This window comes from Flagellimonas algicida (assembly GCF_049629585.1).
Classification (GTDB): domain Bacteria; phylum Bacteroidota; class Bacteroidia; order Flavobacteriales; family Flavobacteriaceae; genus Flagellimonas.
Window position 1 is genome coordinate 213,817 of record NZ_JBMYIX010000001.1, and the last position, 19,576, is coordinate 233,392.

Below are 19,576 nucleotides of genomic sequence, written 5' to 3' on the forward strand. Positions count from 1 at the left end.
TATATTCTCTCTTTCCCTGAATAATGTCAAAAGAAATCGTTCAGTGCAATGACCGCTTTATAGGAGATGATCAATGAAAAACAGAATGCGGTGACCAGACCGATGTTCATCAACACACTCGCACGTTGTGTTCCCATAAGTTTTTTGCTATTGATCAATACAATAATCCCACCTATGACCAAGGGAAGCACAAAAACGTTGGCAACTTGGGTGGTAATTTGGGCAATGATGGGATTGGCCCCCAGTATAGGGACAATCAGTCCGACCAAACAGGCTACCGCTACCAAAATCTTAAAAGTAGGGGTATTGGTCTCCATTTTTCCACTCTTGTAGTCACTGATCAATAGAGGCAGTACCATCAAAATTGGAAATATGGAAGATATCCCGGCGCTCATGGCGCCCATCATGAAAACGGCCACGGCCATTTTACCCGCTACCGGTTCCAAGGCCTGAACCATGTCCAGTACATTGGTAACCACTTTTCCATCATAGAACAAGGCTCCTGTGGCAGCGATCATTATGGTTGCGGAAATGGTCAAAAGAAAAATCGCAGAGACCATGGCATCTTTACGCTGGTCACTCAAATTGGAAATGCCCCATCCCTTTTCCTTCAATAAGATAGGACGTACCACAAATGTTGGGGCAGCCATGGTGGTTCCAACAAAGGCGGCCACCATTAAATTTCCTCCAGGCGGAATTCGGGGAATCAGTCCCTTTACGATATCCTCCGTGGATGGCAAGACCATAAACATGGAAAGGATGAAGGATAAGCCCATCAGGGTCACGAAAATGACCAATATTTTTTCGAAGAATGAGTATTTCCCAACCAGTAGAAAAATATACATGATGATAATGATCAAAATGGATATGCCCAGTACGGCCCAATAGTTTTCCTCGTTCAAGCTGGGAAAAAACATACGCATAAATTCATAAAGGGCGTTACTGGTGAGTCCCAATATCCCGGAAAGGGAACTCCACTGCCCCATGACAACCCCTGCAATGGTCAATATGGCAAGGGGTTTACCCCATTTCAGGTAGTTTTTAAAGGCATTTATGGCGGTTTTCCCCGTAACAACGGCAAAACGGCCATACGCATCCATCAATATCCATGAGAAAAAGGCACTCAGGCATAACACCCACAGCAATTGCATACCATACATGCTGCCAGCCTTGATCATGGCCGTTACACTTCCTGTTCCTATGGTATACCCAATGCAAAAAATACCGGGTCCTACAGATAATAGGATGGCCCAAAGTTTATAAATAATAGAGGTTTTCCGGGTGGGGTTGCTCCCAGGTTTCGTGTTTTCCAATCTGTTGTCATTTTATGTGCGTGATAAATATAATGACATTTGTATCTCATTCCACGGAAATTACAGCCGTCCGGGCCAAAGTTTGGTTATGGTTTCAACAATGATGACCAAAAATGTTATCAGGGAGGCATAACCTCAAAAAAGACTTCTTCAAAACGAATGGAATTGGAAAAAAAGATGCTGTAGATCAAGGACATGTAGTATCTTGAACAGGAATGAATTTTAAGTTACCCCATCAAACAACCCATTTAAGAATGAGAGGAAAAATCATTGTACTTCTACTTTTTTGTATGTATGCCAGCCATGGTATCAACGCCCAAGAATTTGATATTGCCGTACTTGGAGGGCATGTGATCGACCCAAAAAATGATATCGACGAACCAATGGATGTTGCCATAAAAGATGGCAAGATTGCCATGGTTTCCAAAAAGATCAATGGAAAGCGGGCCAAGAGAACTGTGGATGCCAAGGGACTATACGTGGTTCCGGGACTTGTGGACATGCATGCGCATGGATTCTTTGGTGTGGAGGATGGCCACTATCTTAGAAATAGCTTTTATGCAGTATCTCCTGATGGATTTACTTTTCGAAATGGGGTGACCACCATGGTCGATGCGGGAAGTTCGGGATGGAAATCTTTTAAAACGTTCAAGGAACAGACCATTGATCGATCGCATACACGGGTTCTGGCTTTTCTCAATATTGTGGGAGAAGGAATGAAAGGTGGGGCATGGGAACAGGATACCTATGATATGGATGCAAAACTAAGTGCCCTGATGGCCAAAACCTATCCAGATTTGATCGTGGGGTTCAAGGTGGCCCATTTTAGAGGGGATGGCGAAGATTATTTTGTGCCCATAGATCGGGCCATTGAAGCTGGGAACATGGCAGGAAACATTCCCGTGATGTTGGATGGTAAATTGGAAGATGAGGTTTTACGCCGTTTCCGACCCGGAGATATTTTCACACATACCTATGGCCGGCCCATTATTGATACTGTGACCAACAAGGTAAAACCTTTTGTGAGGGAAGCGCGCCAAAGAGGTCTCATATTTGATGTGGGGTATGGAGGTGCAAGTTTCATGTACGCCAATGCCATTCCAGGAACCAAGGACGGCTTTTTCCCAGATGTCATCAGTACCGACCTCCATGGCGGGAGCATGAATGCCGCAATGAAGGATATCATGAGTATTATGTCAAAGTTTATGGCTTTGGGTATGGGTCTGGAAGATATCATTACCGCTGTGACCTGGAAACCTGCAGAAACCATAAAAAGACCTCAATTGGGGAATCTTTCCGTAGGGTCTGAAGGCGATGTGGCCATCTTCAACATCCGTGAGGGTAAGTTCGGCTTTTACGATCAGCAAGGGAAAAAAATGTCGGGCACCAAAAAGTTTGAATGTGAAGTGACCATAAAAGGTGGCAGGGTCTTTTATGACTTGAACGGACTTACTTCACCACTTCCAAGGGTGATCAGTGGGGTTCCAAGAATGTAAAACTTGGAAAAATGATCCATAACCTTAAGTTTTGACCCATGAACTGGAACCAAGTTGTAGACCCGTTTGACAATATTGTTTGGTCTTTGTTAATTGCCCTCGTACCCATCGGCACCATTTTTTGGGCTTTGGCCGTGAAAAAGATGAAAGGGCATAAGGCCAGTTTATATGCCGCCTTAATGGCAATCTTAGTTGCGGTGTTCATATATGGCATGCCGGTAAAGTTGGCATTGTTGTCCTTTGGACATGGTGTCTTATATGGCTTGTTTCCCATTTGCTGGATCGTGGTGACCACGATATACCTGTTCAACATCATTGTAAAGAGTGGTCAGTTTGAGATTATAAAACACTCCATGGCCTCGATTACTTCGGACCGGAGATTGCAGGCTTTGTTGATAGCCTTTGCCTTTGGTTCTTTTTTGGAGGGAACTGCAGGATTTGGTGCGCCAGTGGCCATTACGGCTGCCATGTTGGTAAGTCTTGGGTTCAATGCTTTCTATGCGGCAGGCATTTGTTTGATTGCCAATACAGCCCCGGTTGCATTTGGCGCTATTGGTATTCCCATAACAGTGGCTTCACAGGTTTCCGGGATACCTGAAATGGCCATTTCCCAAATGGTTGGGCGAACGTTGCCAATCCTTTCCTTGGTGCTTCCATTTTATCTGACGATGCTGGTATGCGGGTTTAAAAAATCCAAGGAGGTTTTTCCTGCCATATTGGTTTGCGGGGTATCCTTTGCTTTTTTACAATGGTTCTCCTCCAATTTTCTGGGTCCGGAACTTCCAGATATTATTGCTGGACTGGGTTCCATTATCTGTCTTATTGTTTTTTTGAAGTTTTGGAAGCCCAAGAATATATGGAGATTTGCCAATGAAGACCCAGATACACAAGCTCAGGAAGGGATCTTTTCCAAGAAACAGATTGCTAGGGCCTGGTCGCCGTTTGTGATACTGGCCATATTGATAATCATTTGGGGATTGGGCCCGGTCAAGGAAAAACTGGATTTGATCGGTACGTTCAAGTTTGATATCAAGGGATTGCATAATGTAATTGTGGATGACCAGGGAAACAGGATACCCCATTCGTACAAATTCAACTATTTATCGGCAGCCGGAACCGCTATTTTGATCACCGCACTATTGTCCATACCCATATCGGGGATGAAATTCAGGGAGGGCCTAAAACTTTTTGTTGAAACCCTAAAGCAATTAAAGTTGCCCATCATTACCGTTTCGGCCATTTTGGGGTTTGCCTATGTGGTGAATGATTCGGGGATTGTGATCACAATTGCCTTGGTATTGGCGAACACCGGGTTTTTATATCCATTCTTTGCGCCGATACTTGGCTGGTTGGGTGTTTTTGTGACCGGTTCGGATACATCTTCAAACGCATTGTTCGGTAAGCTTCAGTATGAAACGGCAAAAACAATCGGGGTTGATCCCTTGGTGACCGTAGCTTCAAATACTTCCGGAGGTGTGGTAGGAAAGATGATATCCCCGCAATCCATCGCTGTAGGTACTGCTGCTGTGGGATTGATCGGTAAGGAAGCCCAACTTTTTAGGTATACGCTAAAACATAGTTTGATAATGCTCCTACTGATTTGCTTGATTACTTTGGGACAGGCATATGTGGTTAAGTGGATTGTTCCAACATGGTAAGTGCAAGGGGTTTTGTTATGGTAACCTGTTTCTATTGAAATATAAACCTGTCCCGGATGGTTTCAAAACTACCTTGTTAATGAGCGCTAACTAGTGGATTGCATGCAAAATGGATTGACTAAATGACTAATATAACATCAAAACTAAAATGAATTCGAAAAGTAGAATGATGGGAAGGATGGCTCCGATGGCGGCCCTTGGATTTCTTTCACTGACCCTGTTCCAGTGTACACCAAAAACCAGTGAAGTTACCCTAAAAGGAGACCCGGATAATGGTGGACTGTTCCTTCCGCAGGGATTTGAAGCATTGGTAGTGGTTGATAGTATTGGACGTACAAGACATATTACAGTCAATGAAACGGGAGACATTTATGCGCAATTGAGCAATTCCAAGGACGGGAAGGGAACCATTGCCTTGCGAGATCTGGACCAAGATGGGAAAGCGGATAGTATTGTGCACTTTGGGAATTTTATTGAAAAGGGTAGGGGAGCTACCGGGATTACCATACATGACGGATATTTATATACCAGTACACGAAAATTCATTTACAGAAACAAGATTAGAGAAGGGGAATTGGTTCCAACAAGTGAGACCGAGCTGGTACTTACGGATATGGACCCTAACGTGGGAAGAAATTGGCATACCACCAAGCCGGTCGCGTTTGATGATGAGGGACATATGTACGTTCCTTTTGGAAGCCCCTCCGACGCATGTCAGGATATGGAACTTTACGGACCGGTAGGCATCCCCAATGGAAAAGGATTGGAACCTTGCCCTGAACTGGAAAAGCATGCCGGGATATGGCAATTCGATGCCAATAAAATAGGACTCACCCAAGAAGACGGAACAAAGTTTGCCACAGGGATCAGAAGTGTAGTGGGCATGAAGTGGAACCCAAAAGACAAAAGTCTGTATGCCGTGGGCAATGGAATTGATAACTTCCATACCATGTTCCCAGATATCTATTCCAAATGGCAGGCTGCTGTGCTTCCTTCTGAAAAGCTTATGAGAGTAACTAAAGGATCTAATTATGGATGGCCCTATGCCTACTATGATCATATTCAGAAAAAAAACGTCTTGCAACCAGGATATGGTGGTGATGGGGAAACCATTGGTAGGGCCGCCCAGTTTGATGAGCCCGTAATAGGTTTTCCGGGACACTGGGCCCCTATGGATGTTTTGTTCTACGATGGGGACCAATTTCCCGATCGCTATAAAAATGGGGCATTTATTGCTTTCCACGGCTCTACGGATCGTGCCCCATATCCCCAAGCCGGGTTTGTGGTTTGTTTTGTTCCCTTTGATGAAAATGGCGAATCAACAGGAGAATGGGAGGTTTTTGCAGATGGTTTTGCCAATTTGGAAGTGGTTGCCAATACCAGCGATGCCATATATAGACCCATGGGACTTTCCATAGGCCCTGATGGGTCACTTTATATAAGTGAATCCAACAAGGGAAAGATTTGGAGGATCATGTACCATGGTGACAAGTCTGGTTTTGGAAGAGAACAGTTGGCATCAATGGAAGAAATAAAGCAAACCAAGTCTTACATCAGGGACCCGGACCCCGTGAAGGATGTTATTTCCCAAGGGGACCTTCATAGTGGAAGGATACTGTACAATACCTATTGTGCCGCTTGTCACCAAGGTGATGGCAAAGGGGATAACAATCGTTTTCCGCCCCTTCGTGATTCGGAATGGGTAATGGGTGACGAGCATAAACTTATCGATGTGGTCCTCAACGGTATCCAAGGCAGAATAGAGGTGAACGGAAAATCATACGATGGCCTCATGCCTGCCAATAGTCATTTGGACGATCATGCCATTGCCTCGATCCTTACCTACGTGCGTAAAGCTTTTGGTAATGAATCACCTCCGGTGAGCGCCCTTGTTGTTGAAAAAGTTCGAAAGGAAACCACAGCGAAAAAATAGAGCTCCAGTTTTAGGTAGCTACATGTATTTTGAAATTGGGTAAGCGTTACTAAATAGGTTAAAATTCTCCCAACTGGGGAATTTCTCCCCGAATCCTTCTGAACCCTATATTTTTTATTTTTCATATATGTTTGATTTTCAGTATTTTAATTTGATTTATCGTTTTTAGCTTTTTAAGGCATAGACTTTGCTCATTGGACTACCAAGCATTTCGAGGCCTGATTGTTCCAGCAATTTTGGATGATTTGAAGAAACAATTTCGATAATATCCAAATGGGAATCTGACGATGGCCAATGCTAGAAACTCCAAGGGAGTGAACAAATATGGAGTGGAACTTAAAATGGAAATATGGTAGGTAAACTTTCAATACGACAACGGATACAGGTGGGATTTGTACTGGCAACCGCTTTTTTGCTGGTCTTGGCTTCCAATTTGTTGGACAGGAAATATTTCTCCACCATCCAGGAAACTGTTAAATCCATATATGATGACCGGATAGTGGTGCAGGACTATATCTATCAATTACAGGATATGGCCCATGAAAAGGAAATAGCCTTTATAAAAGGGGAAAATTTAGAGGAGAATGAGGACATCAAAGTTTTGTTGAACGATTTTTCCAAAACCAAGTTAACTCGGGATGAGGCTAGATTACTGAAACAATTGGACCATCAATTCGCAGGATTGGAACCCATGGAACTGGCCATTGCTACCAAAGACGTTTCGCAAGCCACTAAAGTCAAGGCATTGGATCAATTAGATCGAATACACAACACCTTGGATGGCCTTGAAAAGATTCAATTGGAACAAGGCGGGGTGTTGACCCAGCTTTCCGAAAAGAACTTACGGGTCAATAGAATGTTATCAAACCTTGAGATAGCATTCTTGGCCATTATTGGCGTGTCCATTTTAATATTGGTATTCTATCCGGTCAAGGTTTTGGATACCATCCATTGAAATTCCAGCTTTAAATCACCAAAGTTTATATAATCCATGAAAGAATTGGCAAGGAGTTTATGCTCTACGTGTCGGTATGCGGTCTATTGTTCCTTAAGTCGGGATAGGGCCAATATCCAACTCTGCAATGAATACGTCCATCGGTGCAATGGCACTGGACTGACCGTTACGGTCACAAATGAAATGTGTAATAGTTAAGAGTGTCCCACTCAATTAAAATTCATCAAATGACAGCAACAATAACATCGAAAAAAAAGCAGCCGAAACAAGGGATGTTGGATAATGTCATGAGGCAGTTCAACAACGCTGCGGACATTATAGAATTGAACAAGAACATTCGTAAGATTCTGGAAGTGACCAACAATGAGTTCATTGTCCACTTCCCGGTCCGAATGGATAATGGCGAGGTGAAAATATTTACAGGGTACCGCGTACAGCATAACAATGCCCTTGGTCCTTACAAAGGAGGATTACGGTACCACCATACTGTGGATATTGATGCAGCAAGGGCCTTGGCCATGTGGATGACCTGGAAGACTTCTTTGGCAGGATTGCCCTATGGCGGGGCCAAAGGAGGTATTCAATTGGACCCTACAAAATACTCCCAAGACGAACTGCAGCGCATCACCAGAAGATTTACCTACGCGCTTGGTGACAATATTGGTCCGGAACTGGATATCCCGGCACCGGATGTGAACACCAATTCACAGACCATGGCTTGGATCTTGGATACCTACATGTCTACCAAATCTCCCAACGAGCGTTCAAAGAATTTGCATGTGGTTACCGGAAAGCCTATTGGTACAGGAGGTTCGGAAGGAAGGGACAGGGCAACCGGTTATGGGGTTTTCTTGACCATCAAGTTTTGGGCCGAACATAAAAATGTAAACCTGAAGAATAAAAAGTTTATCGTTCAAGGTTTTGGTAATGTGGGATATTGGGCGGCCTACTTTCTGGAAAAAGAAGGTGCCATACTTACTGCAGTGCAGGATGCCTACGGCAGCATACATAATGACACAGGAATCTCCACGGAAAAACTTTTGGACTATTCAAAGGCCAATAAAGGAAGTATTTTGGGTTTTGCGGATGCTCGCCCAATAGAGAACGCCGAATTTTTTGATTTGGATTGCGATATCTGTATTCCTGCCGCACTAGGAAATCAAATCACCGTGGAAAATGCACCGAACATAAAAGCGAGTCTGATTGCAGAGGGTGCCAATGGCCCAACGGATGTAAAAGCCGAAGAAATTTTGTTGAAACGGGGGGTGGACATCATCCCCGACATTCTCTGTAATTCAGGTGGTGTCATAGGAAGTTATTTTGAATGGTTGCAAAATAGAAATGGTGAAATATGGCATTTGGATGAGGTAATGGAAAAACTGGAAAGAAAAATGAGGGAATCCTTCACCAAGGTGGTCCATAAAGCAAAATCCAAAAACTTGGATATGCGAACAGCAGCCTTTGTCATTGCTATTGAACGACTCGAAGAAACCTATGTCCAAAGAGGTATTTTTCCATAGAGAGAAGAAATGTAAGTACCTATAATGTTTTAAAAGAAATGCAATGAAATACAGGAGTTTGGTAATAGAAAAAAAAGAATATGTCCTTTTGAAAAGGTTGATGAACGTTTCGGGATATTATAAGGACACAACACTCAAGAGTTCCGTGCAGAAGCTCGTGGGTGAATTAGAAACCGCTAAGATTTTGGACGAAGCCAATATGCCGGATGATGTCATTCGGTTCAATACAACCGTTACCATACTCTCCGAAAATGGATGGCATAAAAGGTTCAAGTTGGTGGTTCCCAGCAAAAGTGATGTAAAAAACACCCATATTTCAATTTTGACCCCTATGGGGTCCGCTGTCATGGGATATGCCAAAGGCGATTCGCTCGTATGGGAATTTCCATCGGGCAATCAGAAACTGACCATTGAAAATGTGGAGCAGGAGAACGAATCCATCAACCTAAACATGATGATCTAAAAACATATAAAATACTATGAGGAAATTTTTTTCCAATTTGAGAGGAGATATATTTGGCGGGGTTACCGCAGGGATAGTGGCCCTTCCCTTGGCACTGGCATTTGGTGTCAGTTCTGGAATGGGACCCAGTGCCGGACTCTATGGTGCTATTTTCATCAGTTTTTTTGCTGCACTTTTTGGTGGGACCAACACCCAGATTTCAGGTCCCACGGCCCCTATGACCGCAGTGAGTATGGTGGTGGTTACGGGGATTCTGGCATTGAATGATGGTAACTTAGAGAAAGCCTTGCCCGCCATATTGATGGTCTTTTTAATGGCGGGTCTCATCCAAATTGGATTGGGACTTGTAGGTATCGGAAAGTATATCAGGTATATTCCTTATCCGGTTGTTTCCGGTTTTATGACAGCCATTGGGGTGATCATCCTTGTCACGCAGATTTTACCTTCAGTAGGGTACTACCCAAAGGAAGACATAGGACTTATTGATCAGTATAGACCTGCGGCCCAAGAAACCCTGCTGAGAAAAATCCTCAAAGAGGAATCGGATGAAGGAATGTTGGTGCTTGATGATTTTCAGGAAACCATTGACCGATCAGGGGAAGTCTCGGAGGAGCATATCTTAAAAGAGGCCAAGGCCTTGGTGGGTAAGGATACCTCAGGTGTAATGGGTACCCTCAAAATAATCCCAAGGGCACTTCAAAATATCAATTGGCTGGAATTGGCCTTGGCCTTGGCCACAATTGCCATTATATATGGCTTTAAGAAGATTACAACAGCAATTCCCAGTGCTTTGGTGGCCTTGCTGGTCGTTTCGGGTTTTGCCTATGGGATGGATTTGGAGTATAGACCCATTGAACAGATACCCGGAGGTTTCCCTGTGATTCATTTGGATATGTTCACGCAGTTTAAATTAGATTCAGTGACTCCCTATATTTTCACGGCATTGACACTGGCGTTATTAGGGGCCATAGATTCCCTTTTGACCTCTGTGGTCGCGGATAATATGACCAAGACCCAACATAAGCCCAACAAGGAATTGATCGGACAAGGAGTAGGAAACAGTGTGGCAGCACTATTTGGGGGTCTTCCAGGTGCAGGTGCTACCATTCGTACGGTGGTGAACATCAATGCAGGAGGTAAAACCAAATTATCAGGAATGATGGCCGGGATTCTTTTGTTGGTGGTATTGTTGGCCTTGGGGCCAGTAGCCTCAAAAATACCGGCGGCAGTATTGGCAGGAATCTTGGTAACTGTCGGTATTGGGGTAATAGATTATAGAGGGCTAAGGGCCATACCATTTTTGCCCAGGGATGCCAAAATTGGTCCCTTTAAGGTCAGCTCCGAGGTGATTATCATGTTGGTGGTAATGGTATTGTCCTCAATTTGGAACCTCGTATATGCAGTGGGAGTGGGTCTGGTGATTGCCTCACTGATGTTCATGAAGAAAATGGGTGATCTCACGGCCAAATGGTCGGATGTAAAAACCTTGGAGGAAGAAAAAGGTTGGGCGGACGAAGTCAACTTTCCGGAAAATCTCAAAAAGGAAGTTTTTATCAAACATTTGAAAGGTCCCTTGTTTTTTGGGTTTACCAGTGAATTTCAACAATTGGCCAAACAGATTCCCAAAACCGCTTCAACAGTGGTCATTCGCATGGATCGTATGCAGTATTTGGACCAATCCGGGCTCTATACCCTGGAAGATGTTGTGATGGATCTTAAAAAATCCGATATCAAAGTACTCTTTGTCGGGGTTTTGGAACAACCCAAATACATGATGGAACGGGTAAAGTTGATACCATCCTTGGTTTCCGAAAACCAAATATTCAACAGTTTTGAGGAATGTACCTCTGCCATCAAAAGCATATATTTAGAGCAAGGGCGCTAGTACTTCCCAAACATTGTCGGCAACCAATTTCTGTCCTTTCACGGTAGGATGGATGCCATCACCTTGGTTGAGTTCTGGGATTCCGGCCACGTTCTCCAATAGAAAAGGGATTAAATTGATGCCTTCGGATGTTGCCAACTTGGGAAAAATGCGCTCAAATGTCCCGGTGTATTCGGGCCCCATGTTGGGTGGAATCATCATACCGGCCAAAATGATTTTGGCATTAGGTAATTCTCTTTGCACATGGTCTACCATGGTTTGTAAATTGGCTTCTGTTTCCGTCAATGGAATGCCCCGCAGTCCATCATTGGCACCGAGTTCTATGATAACGATATCCACATCATCCTCCAGGACCCATTCCAATCGATTTTTGCCACTTGCAGTGGTTTCACCGCTCAACCCGGCGTTGATTACGGTATAGTCCAACCCAAGTGAATCAATTCTTTGTTGGATCAAGGCAGGAAAAGCTTGGCTTACCTCCAGACCATAGCCCGCAGTGAGGCTATCGCCAAAAAACAGAATCTTCTTTTTGGAACTGGGGGTTTCGGATGCTTGGGTTTCGGATTCGACTTCAGCATTGGCATCCTGTGTTTTGTTGCCAGCGGTCTTTCCTCCACAGCCAACCAATAACAGCGCTAAAAAATAACAAAACATTAACGACCTGGGGGAGCATGGGGTTTTCTTGGTCATGGTCAATTTTAGTATTTTGAGAGTTTTAACCAAAAGTGTGTATGTCAAAGATATTAAAAGTTCAAAACCTCTCTAAAACCTATCGGAGCGGTGAACATGACCTCAATGTACTCAATAATGTTTCTTTTGAAGTCGACCGTGGTGAAACCTTTGCCATTGTGGGGCCTTCGGGAAGTGGAAAAACGACCTTATTGGGGTTGTGTGCAGGACTTGACACCACAGACGCGGGTGAAATATGGCTCTGTGACCACAACTTGTTCGATTTGGACGAAGATGGTAGGGCACGCTTAAGAAATGAAAATGTGGGCTTCGTTTTTCAGGACTTTCAATTGTTGCCCACACTCACGGCCTTGGAAAATGTGATTGTTCCCTTGGAACTCCGTGGAGTTAAAAATGCATCGGAGCAGGGCAGGGAACTATTGGCCAAAGTAGGCCTGAAAGAAAGATCAGGGCATTACCCCTCCCAATTGTCTGGGGGAGAGCAACAACGTGTTGCCTTGGCACGCGCTTTCGCCAATAAACCATCCATACTTTTTGCGGACGAACCTACCGGGAACCTGGATGATGAAACCGGGACCAAAATTGAGGATTTGCTTTTTGAACTTAATAAGGAACAAGGTACCGCACTGGTGATTGTGACCCATGATCTGGATTTGGCCAAAAAAACGGACAAGAGCATACGGTTAAGGTCGGGTAAAATAGAAGAAACGGTAGCTTGATCATGGGAAAGAACAATACTGGGTTCTCTTGGCTGTTAAAAATGGCCTGGCGGGATGGGAAGGCAAGTTATGGCAAACTGTTGTTGTTTGTCTTTTCCATAACCTTGGGTGTGGCCGCTGTGGTCAGTGTGCATTCGTTCAGTAGGTTGTTGAAAGAAAACATTGCCTCGCAATCCAAAGCCTTATTGGGTGCCGACTACGTGATTGAAAGCAATAAACCTGTCAACGATAAGGTCATGGGCATTATGGACTCCTTGGGAGGAGCCGATGCGCGAGAAATCAATTTCTCCTCTATGGCTGCTTTTCCAGGACATAATGGGACCAAACTGGTAGAGGTAAGGGGCGTTGATGATGGTTTCCCTTTTTATGGAGCGTTGGAGACCAAACCAGTTTCCGCTGCTCATAATCTTAGTACAGGAAGAGCCTTAGTGGATGCCACAACCATGCTTCAATTCAATTTAAAGGTGGGCGACAGTATAAAATTGGGTGCTGTAACGCTGCCCATTGGAGGAGCCTTGGAGAATGTGCCGGGGAGTACCTCGGTCTTTGGGGCTATAGCCCCTCCGGTGCTTATTCCATTTAGGTATATTGAAGCTACAGGACTGGTCCAGACAGGGAGTCGCATTGATTATAAGTACTATTTTAAAGCAGATGAAAGTCAAGATTTGACCTTGTTGAACGAAACGTTGGAGCCTGTCCTTGATGCCGAAGATGCAGATTTGGATACGCACCTATCCGAAGCAAGACGCTTGGGACGACGTTATGAAAACTTTGGAAAGTTCCTCAATCTAGTAGGATTTATTGCCCTGCTTTTAGGCTGTGTGGGGATTGCCAGCGGAATGGGAATCTATGTCCAAATGAAAGTAAAATCCATTGCAGTGCTCAAATGTTTGGGTGCCACCAAACGGCAAAGTTATTTGATATTTTTCGTGCAAATTGCCTGCATGGGGATTATTGGCGGGCTTTTGGGTACGACCCTGGCGTATTTTCTACAACAGCTATTTCCCCTTTTATTGGGGGATTTGCTGCCCGTTGAAGTAGGAATCACACTGTCTTTCCAAAGTATGGTATTGGGAATCTCCTTGGGATTGGCCATGTCCATTTTGTTTGCCCTATATCCTCTCATGAAAACGCTTTACGTTTCACCATTACAGACCTTACGGGTGGTGCAAGAACCCCAATCCCGTTCCAAATGGGCCACCACAGCTGTTGGATTGGGCATTGTGCTGTTCGTGTTCTGTTTTTCCTTTTGGCTGTTGGGGGATTTTATGCGGTCCCTGTTTTTTGTACTGGGGCTGTTGGTGGTCTTTTTGGTTCTTACGGGAATTGCCCGACTATTTATGGGAATGCTTAAAAAATTCTTCCCACATTCTTGGAGCTTTATTCCACGCCAAAGTCTTCGGAATTTATTCCGACCGCAAAACCAGACCTTGGTATTGGTACTGTCCGTAGGAATAGGAACCTTTCTGATCAGCACACTCTATTTTACAAAAGACATGCTGCTGGAAAAGGCTGCCATTGAGGATAGCGCCAATAGCGCCAATATGATCCTAATGGACATCCAAAGTCAACAAGTGGAGGCAGTTTCCCAGACCATTGAAGCATCGGGAATACCCGTAATCGATAAGATTCCGATTGTGACCATGCGCGTTGCCGCCTTGAATGGCAAACCAGTAGAAGCCATTCGGAAAGATACCACCTCCCAAGTAAGTAGATGGATTTTGAACCATGAGTTCAGGGTTACGTACCGGGACAGTCTTATCCGGTCCGAACGGATTATTGCCGGGGATTGGGTAGGCAAGGTAGATTCGGATACTGACGTGCCCATTTCCGTGAGTAACAGTTTTGCCGATATGGCCAAGGTTACCGTTGGGGATCCTGTTGTATTCAATGTGCAAGGAAGGTTGATGAATACTGTTGTGCAGAGTGTCCGGGAAGTGGATTGGAATCGATTGCAACCCAATTTTTCCGTTGTATTTCCAGCAGGAGTGTTGGAAAAGGCCCCGCAGTTTGGGGTAATGACCACCAGGACAAAGGACGATTTGGGCTCGGCACAACTACAGCAACAGTTGGTGGCCCAGTTCCCCAATGTTTCCATTTTGGATTTAAAGCGCATTCTAAACCTATTGGAAGATATTTTGGGTAAAATCGGTTGGGTAATCAACTTCATGGCATTCTTTAGCATTTTTGTGGGAGTAGCCGTGCTCATGGGAGCAATATATAGCAGTAAGCACCAACGCGTAAAACAAAGTGCCTTGCTCAGGACCTTGGGGGCCCAAGGGCATCAGATTTTACAAATGATTGCGATTGAATATGCCATTTTAGGATTTTTGGGAGCCTTTATGGGTGTGGTGTTGGCCGTGTTGGGCAGTTCCCTATTGGCCTATATACTGTTTGATACCACCTTTGCACCTTCATGGATACCGTTTGCCATTATTCTTCCGGCAATTACCCTATTGGTATTTGCTTTGGGAGTGGGTAACAGTATAGGAGTGATCCGAAATTCACCCCTTACCGTTTTGAAAAAAGAAAAGGAGTGAAGCTATGGGCTTCAATATAATGTAAACGGTACCGTGGGACGGGTCAATGACAAACATCATGTATTTGTTAAACAACTTTTGCTTATTTTGAAGGTGCCTGTCCATTTAGGTTGAACAGGAAACTGCAAAAGGTCATAAATCTATATTTATTGAATTGACACATGGAGTTTATAGATTATTATAAAGTTCTGGGTATTGATAAAAGCGCAACCGCAGATGCAATTAAAAAAGCCTATCGGAAATTGGCCAGAAAGTATCACCCTGACCTTAACCCCAACGATAAGGAAGCCGAACTCAACTTTAAAAAGGTGAACGAGGCCAATGAAGTACTGTCCGACCCTGAAAAAAGGAAAAAGTACGATCAGTACGGAAAAGATTGGCAACATGCCGACGAGTTTGAAAAGGCCAAAAGGGCCAATTCACAAGGTCGTTCCAGAAGTTCTTCCGGATATACCTATTCCCATGCCGGTGGCTCTGAACAGGATTTTTCAGATTTTTTTGAATCCATGTTCGGTGGTGCTTCCAGTTTTGGTGGAAGGGGGCAAAAAGTTCGTTTTAGGGGAGAGGATTATCATGCCAAGTTACAATTGTCCTTGATGGACGTGTATACTACCCAAAAGCAGACCTTGACCGTGAACGGGAAAAACATCCGATTGACCATTCCCGCAGGGATAGAAGATGAACAGACCATAAAAGTAAAAGGACATGGTGGGCCGGGAATCCAAGGTGGCCCGGCCGGAGACCTCTACATTACCTTTTCCATTACCAACAACACGGCATTCAAAAGAGATGGAGCCGATTTGTACAAAGCTGTTCAAATACCCTTGACCAAGGCCGTTCTGGGAGGTGAGATTTTGGTGGAGACCCTCACCGGAAAGGTCAAGCTGAAAGTTGCCCCGGGAACCAACAATGGCACCAAGGTAAAATTGAAGGGAAAGGGTTTTCCCAAGTATAAAAAAGAAGGAGAATTTGGAGATTTGTTTCTGACCTATACGGTGGACATCCCCAAAAATCTGACTGAGGAGCAGAAATCCCTATTTGAGGCCTTGGAAAAAACCAACCTAGCGTAAAATGAAACAGGAAAACTACATATCAGTAAAGACATTTTGCCAACATCATGGCGTAAAGGAATCTTTTGTGTATTCCATGTATGAGTTTGAACTGTTGCAAATAGATGACTCAAAAGAGGAAGCTTTGCTTTCAACCGACGAATTGCCGATTCTTGAAAAAATGGTCCGTCTTCACAAGGAATTGGACATCAACCCTGAAGGAGTGCAGGCAGTATACCACCTTTTGCAACAGGTTGAAGGTTTGCAAGAAGAAGTGGCGGCACTTAAAAGAAAGCTGGATAGGTTTGACTTCTAAGCAGGTATCAATGCTTAATGATCATCCCGTCTTCCATTTCAATGATACGGTCCGTTCTCTTTGCAAAGTCCTCATCATGGGTTACCACCAATAAGGATAGCCCCTGTTCTTCCTTCAACCGTTTAAAGATGTTGAACACATTTTCCGAGTTGTGACTGTCCAGGTTCCCGGTGGGTTCGTCACCCATTAATATGGCAGGGTCATTGATCAATGCCCGCGCAATGGCCACCCGTTGCTTTTCGCCCCCTGAAATCCGGGATGCTTTTTGCTGGGCCAAATGTCCAATATGGAGCATGGACAATTTCTCATGGGCATCGTGCTCTATTTCGGCCAAGGACTTTTCCGCCAATTTTTTTGCGGGCAACATCACATTTTCCAAAACACTGAATTCGGAAAGCAAATAGTGGAACTGAAACACAAAACCAATGGATTTGTTTCGGATTCTGGAGAGTTCGTTGTGCGATTTGCCCGTGATCAGTTGTCTGTTCAGATACAACTCTCCCGTGTAATCCGTATCCATTGTGGACAGAATATAGAGTAAGGTTGATTTTCCAGAGCCCGATTTTCCCATGATCGAGGCGAACTCTCCCTGTTTCACTCCAAAGGAAATGTCTTTCAACACATGAAAATCCTTGGGCAAATGAAAGTGTTTATTGATATTTTTTGCTTCTAGTACCAAGTGTGTTTTTTTGGTTAAGTACCTCTTATGATTCGAACCGGGTCAATTTTCTTGGCTTTTTTTGAGGGAAGATACCCTGCAATGAATGTGGAAATCAACGCAAAGGTGATACCAATGATATAATAGGCCATATTGTAATTGACAGGAAACGTGCTTATGGTGGGCAGGGCTTCAGTATGAAATGGGGTTTGGTCAATGATTTTTGATAGCGCAAGACCAATCAGCAGTCCAAAGACACCCCCAACGGCGCCAATGATCATGGCCTGACTCATAAAAATGTATTGTACATCCTTACCGGAAAACCCGGTGGCCTTGAGAATGGCAATATCCTTCATTTTTTCGTAGATGAGCATGTTCAGGATATTGTAGATGCCGAACCCGGCTACAATGAGCAGGGTTATGGATACCGCATACGTGATCAAATTCCGTATGTCCGAACCGGTTTCAAATTGGGCATTGGCCTCATTGATATCCACGGCCTTGGTATTGAACTGTCTTTCCAAGCGTTGCGCCATCAATGCTGCTTCGTCCAGATTCAATAGTTTAATGTTGATGTCCGTAACATAATTCTCCGTCTCACCCAAAATACGCTGTACGGTCTTAAGGTTGGCAAAACTCTGGACGTTATCAATTTCAGCGATTCCACTTTGGTATATCCCTACGATCTTCAAGGGGAAAATGTTCCCTGTTACGGTGCTTATCTGTACCCGGTCGCCCAGGGACAACGACATTTTTTCGGCCAGTCCGGCCCCGAGCAAAATCCCATTATCATTATTTTTTAAGGCTTTGGGAGAACCCTCAATGATGTTATCCTGAATGTTGGACAGCCGAACCTCTTCCATGATGTCCACACCCACTAAGTTGCCACCAAGCTCAATATTGCCCGATAAATAAAATATTTGGGCCTTGAGTTGGGGGGTGGCACCCTTTACATTGGGATGTTTTTTCAGATAATCCAAAATAGGCAGGGCATTGTGTATCTTTTTCTGGCTCTGTTTTGGTTTTATGGAACGGACCACATTAAAAGAGTTCTTGAAGTCTCCAAAAAGGTCAACGGGTTGTTTTTCAGAAGGCCGTATTTCATTGTACAGATGGATGTGTGGCGTTTGGTTCAACACCAAATCGTCCAGCATGGCATTGAGCCCGGTCATAAAACTCACCAAGGTAATATAGGCCCCAATTCCAAAAGTAACACCGAGGGTGGCCGTGACGGTGGATTTCATCTTGGAGATAAGATGTGTTTTGGCAATTCCAAGTATTACGGGCCAGTTGGTCATTCTTCAGGGATATAAATGGCCGTTTTTTCAGTAATTCCATCCAAGACTTCAACCATTTCCATGTTTTGGAGGCCTATGGTGATATCTTTTTCGCCATCATCGGTAAGCACACTGGAGGCCCCAATGAGATACTCCTTGGGAATGGTAAGGGCTTCTTCCTTTTGGGCAATGACAATGTTTCCTTCGCCGGAAAGGCCAGGATACAAAGTGGGTGGCGAATTCACAAAAATGGCCTCGACCATAAAGGTTTGCGAACTTTCATCCTTTCTGGGATATATTTTGTCCACTTTGGCCTCAAATACATCCTCCCCATAGGAGTCCAAGGTAATATAGACTTTTTGGTCGTTTTTCACCTTTACGATATCCACTTCATCGACCAATAGTTCCACCATAAATTTATCGCTTCTTCCCACGGCAGCAACAGGCTCAACCGTATTGATGATTTCACCGGGGTTTTTGTAAATGGCATATACTTTACCGTCTATTTTACTCACCACGGTAAAATCCTCAGAGGTAGTGAGGGAGGATTTATAGGTGTTTTCGGCTTGTTGAACTTGAGTGGCGAGCTCATTTTTGGTCCGGTCGTATTTTTGATTTAACAAGCTCAAGTTGTTTTGGGAAAGTTCATAGGCCAGTTTGCGGTTATCGTATTCCACTTTGGAGCCAATGTTTTGGTCCCACAGGTTTTTTTGCCTGAAATAATTTATGGAATCATTTTTCAATTTCAGTTCGGCTGCTTGGATTTCGTCCTTGATGCCGTTGAGCACCGCGGCACTTCCGCTATAATTTTCACGCGCCAGACGCAATGACAACTCCGCATTTTTTCTATTGAGTTCGGGAGAGGTATTAGTGATTTGAAGAATCCGGTCCCCTTTGGCCACAGTGTCACCCTCTTCTACCCAGACCTTGTCCAAGATCCCCATAACAATGGAATAAGCTTGGTAAAGACTATCAGGCTGTACCGTTGCCGATGCATATACGGATTCGGTGAGGGACATTTTTTTGGGATAGGTTTTATCTGAAGTATGGTTACATGAAAAAAGAAGGGCGGAACCAAAAATGAACAGAAGTGTCTTTCTCATA

Annotated in this window: 16 protein-coding genes; 11 read left to right on the top strand and 5 right to left on the bottom strand. The window is 44.2% G+C overall.

Translation table 11 applies throughout. The annotated features are described in order from the left end of the window. Window positions 1–26: 26 nt before the first annotated feature. Window positions 27–1,313 (bottom strand): Nramp family divalent metal transporter, encoded by a 1,287-nt coding sequence (locus ACPD8L_RS00935; RefSeq protein ID WP_423941262.1) that lies wholly within the window; start codon window positions 1,311–1,313, stop codon window positions 27–29. Window positions 1,314–1,567: 254 nt separating this feature from the next. Between ACPD8L_RS00935 and ACPD8L_RS00940 the strand changes: the two genes are divergently transcribed. From ACPD8L_RS00940 to ACPD8L_RS00970, 7 genes are all read left to right on the top strand, one after another. Further along, window positions 1,568–2,809, top strand: a complete 1,242-nt coding sequence (locus tag ACPD8L_RS00940) for an amidohydrolase/deacetylase family metallohydrolase (RefSeq protein ID WP_423941265.1) — start codon at window positions 1,568–1,570, stop codon at window positions 2,807–2,809. A 38-nt stretch (window positions 2,810–2,847) separates the two neighbouring features. Continuing rightward, window positions 2,848–4,467 (top strand): L-lactate permease, encoded by a 1,620-nt coding sequence (locus ACPD8L_RS00945; protein ID WP_423941267.1) that lies wholly within the window; start codon window positions 2,848–2,850, stop codon window positions 4,465–4,467. A gap of 148 nt (window positions 4,468–4,615) precedes the next feature. Beyond that, window positions 4,616–6,400, top strand: coding sequence for a PQQ-dependent sugar dehydrogenase (locus tag ACPD8L_RS00950; RefSeq protein ID WP_423941270.1), 1,785 nt, complete (start codon window positions 4,616–4,618; stop codon window positions 6,398–6,400). 349 nt (window positions 6,401–6,749) lie between these two features. After that, the gene (locus ACPD8L_RS00955; protein ID WP_147300881.1) at window positions 6,750–7,355 is read left to right on the top strand and encodes an MCP four helix bundle domain-containing protein; all 606 of its coding nucleotides are present in this window, start codon (window positions 6,750–6,752) and stop codon (window positions 7,353–7,355) included. A gap of 227 nt (window positions 7,356–7,582) precedes the next feature. Then, on the top strand, window positions 7,583–8,875 hold the full coding sequence (locus ACPD8L_RS00960; protein ID WP_423941273.1) for a Glu/Leu/Phe/Val family dehydrogenase: 1,293 nt from the start codon (window positions 7,583–7,585) through the stop codon (window positions 8,873–8,875). 43 nt (window positions 8,876–8,918) lie between these two features. Next, on the top strand, window positions 8,919–9,338 hold the full coding sequence (locus ACPD8L_RS00965) for a GreA/GreB family elongation factor (RefSeq protein ID WP_423941275.1): 420 nt from the start codon (window positions 8,919–8,921) through the stop codon (window positions 9,336–9,338). Between the two features lie 16 nt (window positions 9,339–9,354). Further along, window positions 9,355–11,223 carry a SulP family inorganic anion transporter gene (locus tag ACPD8L_RS00970; RefSeq protein ID WP_423941278.1) on the top strand — a complete coding sequence of 623 codons (1,869 nt, stop codon included), beginning with the start codon at window positions 9,355–9,357 and terminating at the stop codon, window positions 11,221–11,223. Here ACPD8L_RS00970 and ACPD8L_RS00975 read toward each other — a convergent pair. After that, on the bottom strand, window positions 11,206–11,913 hold the full coding sequence (locus ACPD8L_RS00975) for an arylesterase (RefSeq protein ID WP_423941281.1): 708 nt from the start codon (window positions 11,911–11,913) through the stop codon (window positions 11,206–11,208). The two genes, ACPD8L_RS00970 and ACPD8L_RS00975, sit on opposite strands and share 18 nt — an antisense overlap. A 41-nt stretch (window positions 11,914–11,954) precedes the next feature. On the opposite strand from ACPD8L_RS00975, the gene ACPD8L_RS00980 reads away from it, so the two are divergent. From ACPD8L_RS00980 to ACPD8L_RS00995, 4 genes are all read left to right on the top strand, one after another. After that, a complete protein-coding gene (locus tag ACPD8L_RS00980) occupies window positions 11,955–12,632 on the top strand; it encodes an ABC transporter ATP-binding protein (protein ID WP_423941284.1) in 678 nt (225 codons plus the stop codon). A 2-nt stretch (window positions 12,633–12,634) separates the two neighbouring features. Beyond that, window positions 12,635–15,172 carry an ABC transporter permease gene (locus ACPD8L_RS00985; RefSeq protein ID WP_293299850.1) on the top strand — a complete coding sequence of 846 codons (2,538 nt, stop codon included), beginning with the start codon at window positions 12,635–12,637 and terminating at the stop codon, window positions 15,170–15,172. Window positions 15,173–15,333: 161 nt separating this feature from the next. Then, window positions 15,334–16,242 (top strand): DnaJ C-terminal domain-containing protein, encoded by a 909-nt coding sequence (locus tag ACPD8L_RS00990; protein ID WP_423941287.1) that lies wholly within the window; start codon window positions 15,334–15,336, stop codon window positions 16,240–16,242. Window position 16,243: 1 nt separating this feature from the next. After that, the gene (locus ACPD8L_RS00995) at window positions 16,244–16,537 is read left to right on the top strand and encodes a chaperone modulator CbpM (protein WP_421809132.1); all 294 of its coding nucleotides are present in this window, start codon (window positions 16,244–16,246) and stop codon (window positions 16,535–16,537) included. A gap of 7 nt (window positions 16,538–16,544) precedes the next feature. Here ACPD8L_RS00995 and ACPD8L_RS01000 read toward each other — a convergent pair whose 3' ends face one another. The 3 genes from ACPD8L_RS01000 to ACPD8L_RS01010 are packed head-to-tail and all read right to left on the bottom strand — an operon-like array spanning window position 16,545 to window position 19,575. Next, complete coding sequence (locus ACPD8L_RS01000) at window positions 16,545–17,216, bottom strand: ABC transporter ATP-binding protein (RefSeq protein ID WP_116219140.1); 672 nt, start codon at window positions 17,214–17,216, stop codon at window positions 16,545–16,547. A gap of 14 nt (window positions 17,217–17,230) precedes the next feature. Further along, window positions 17,231–18,493 (bottom strand): ABC transporter permease, encoded by a 1,263-nt coding sequence (locus ACPD8L_RS01005; RefSeq protein ID WP_423941290.1) that lies wholly within the window; start codon window positions 18,491–18,493, stop codon window positions 17,231–17,233. Next, the gene (locus ACPD8L_RS01010; protein WP_421809133.1) at window positions 18,490–19,575 is read right to left on the bottom strand and encodes an efflux RND transporter periplasmic adaptor subunit; all 1,086 of its coding nucleotides are present in this window, start codon (window positions 19,573–19,575) and stop codon (window positions 18,490–18,492) included. The genes ACPD8L_RS01005 and ACPD8L_RS01010 overlap by 4 nt, the downstream gene beginning before the upstream one ends. Between the last annotated feature and the right edge of the window lies 1 nt (window position 19,576).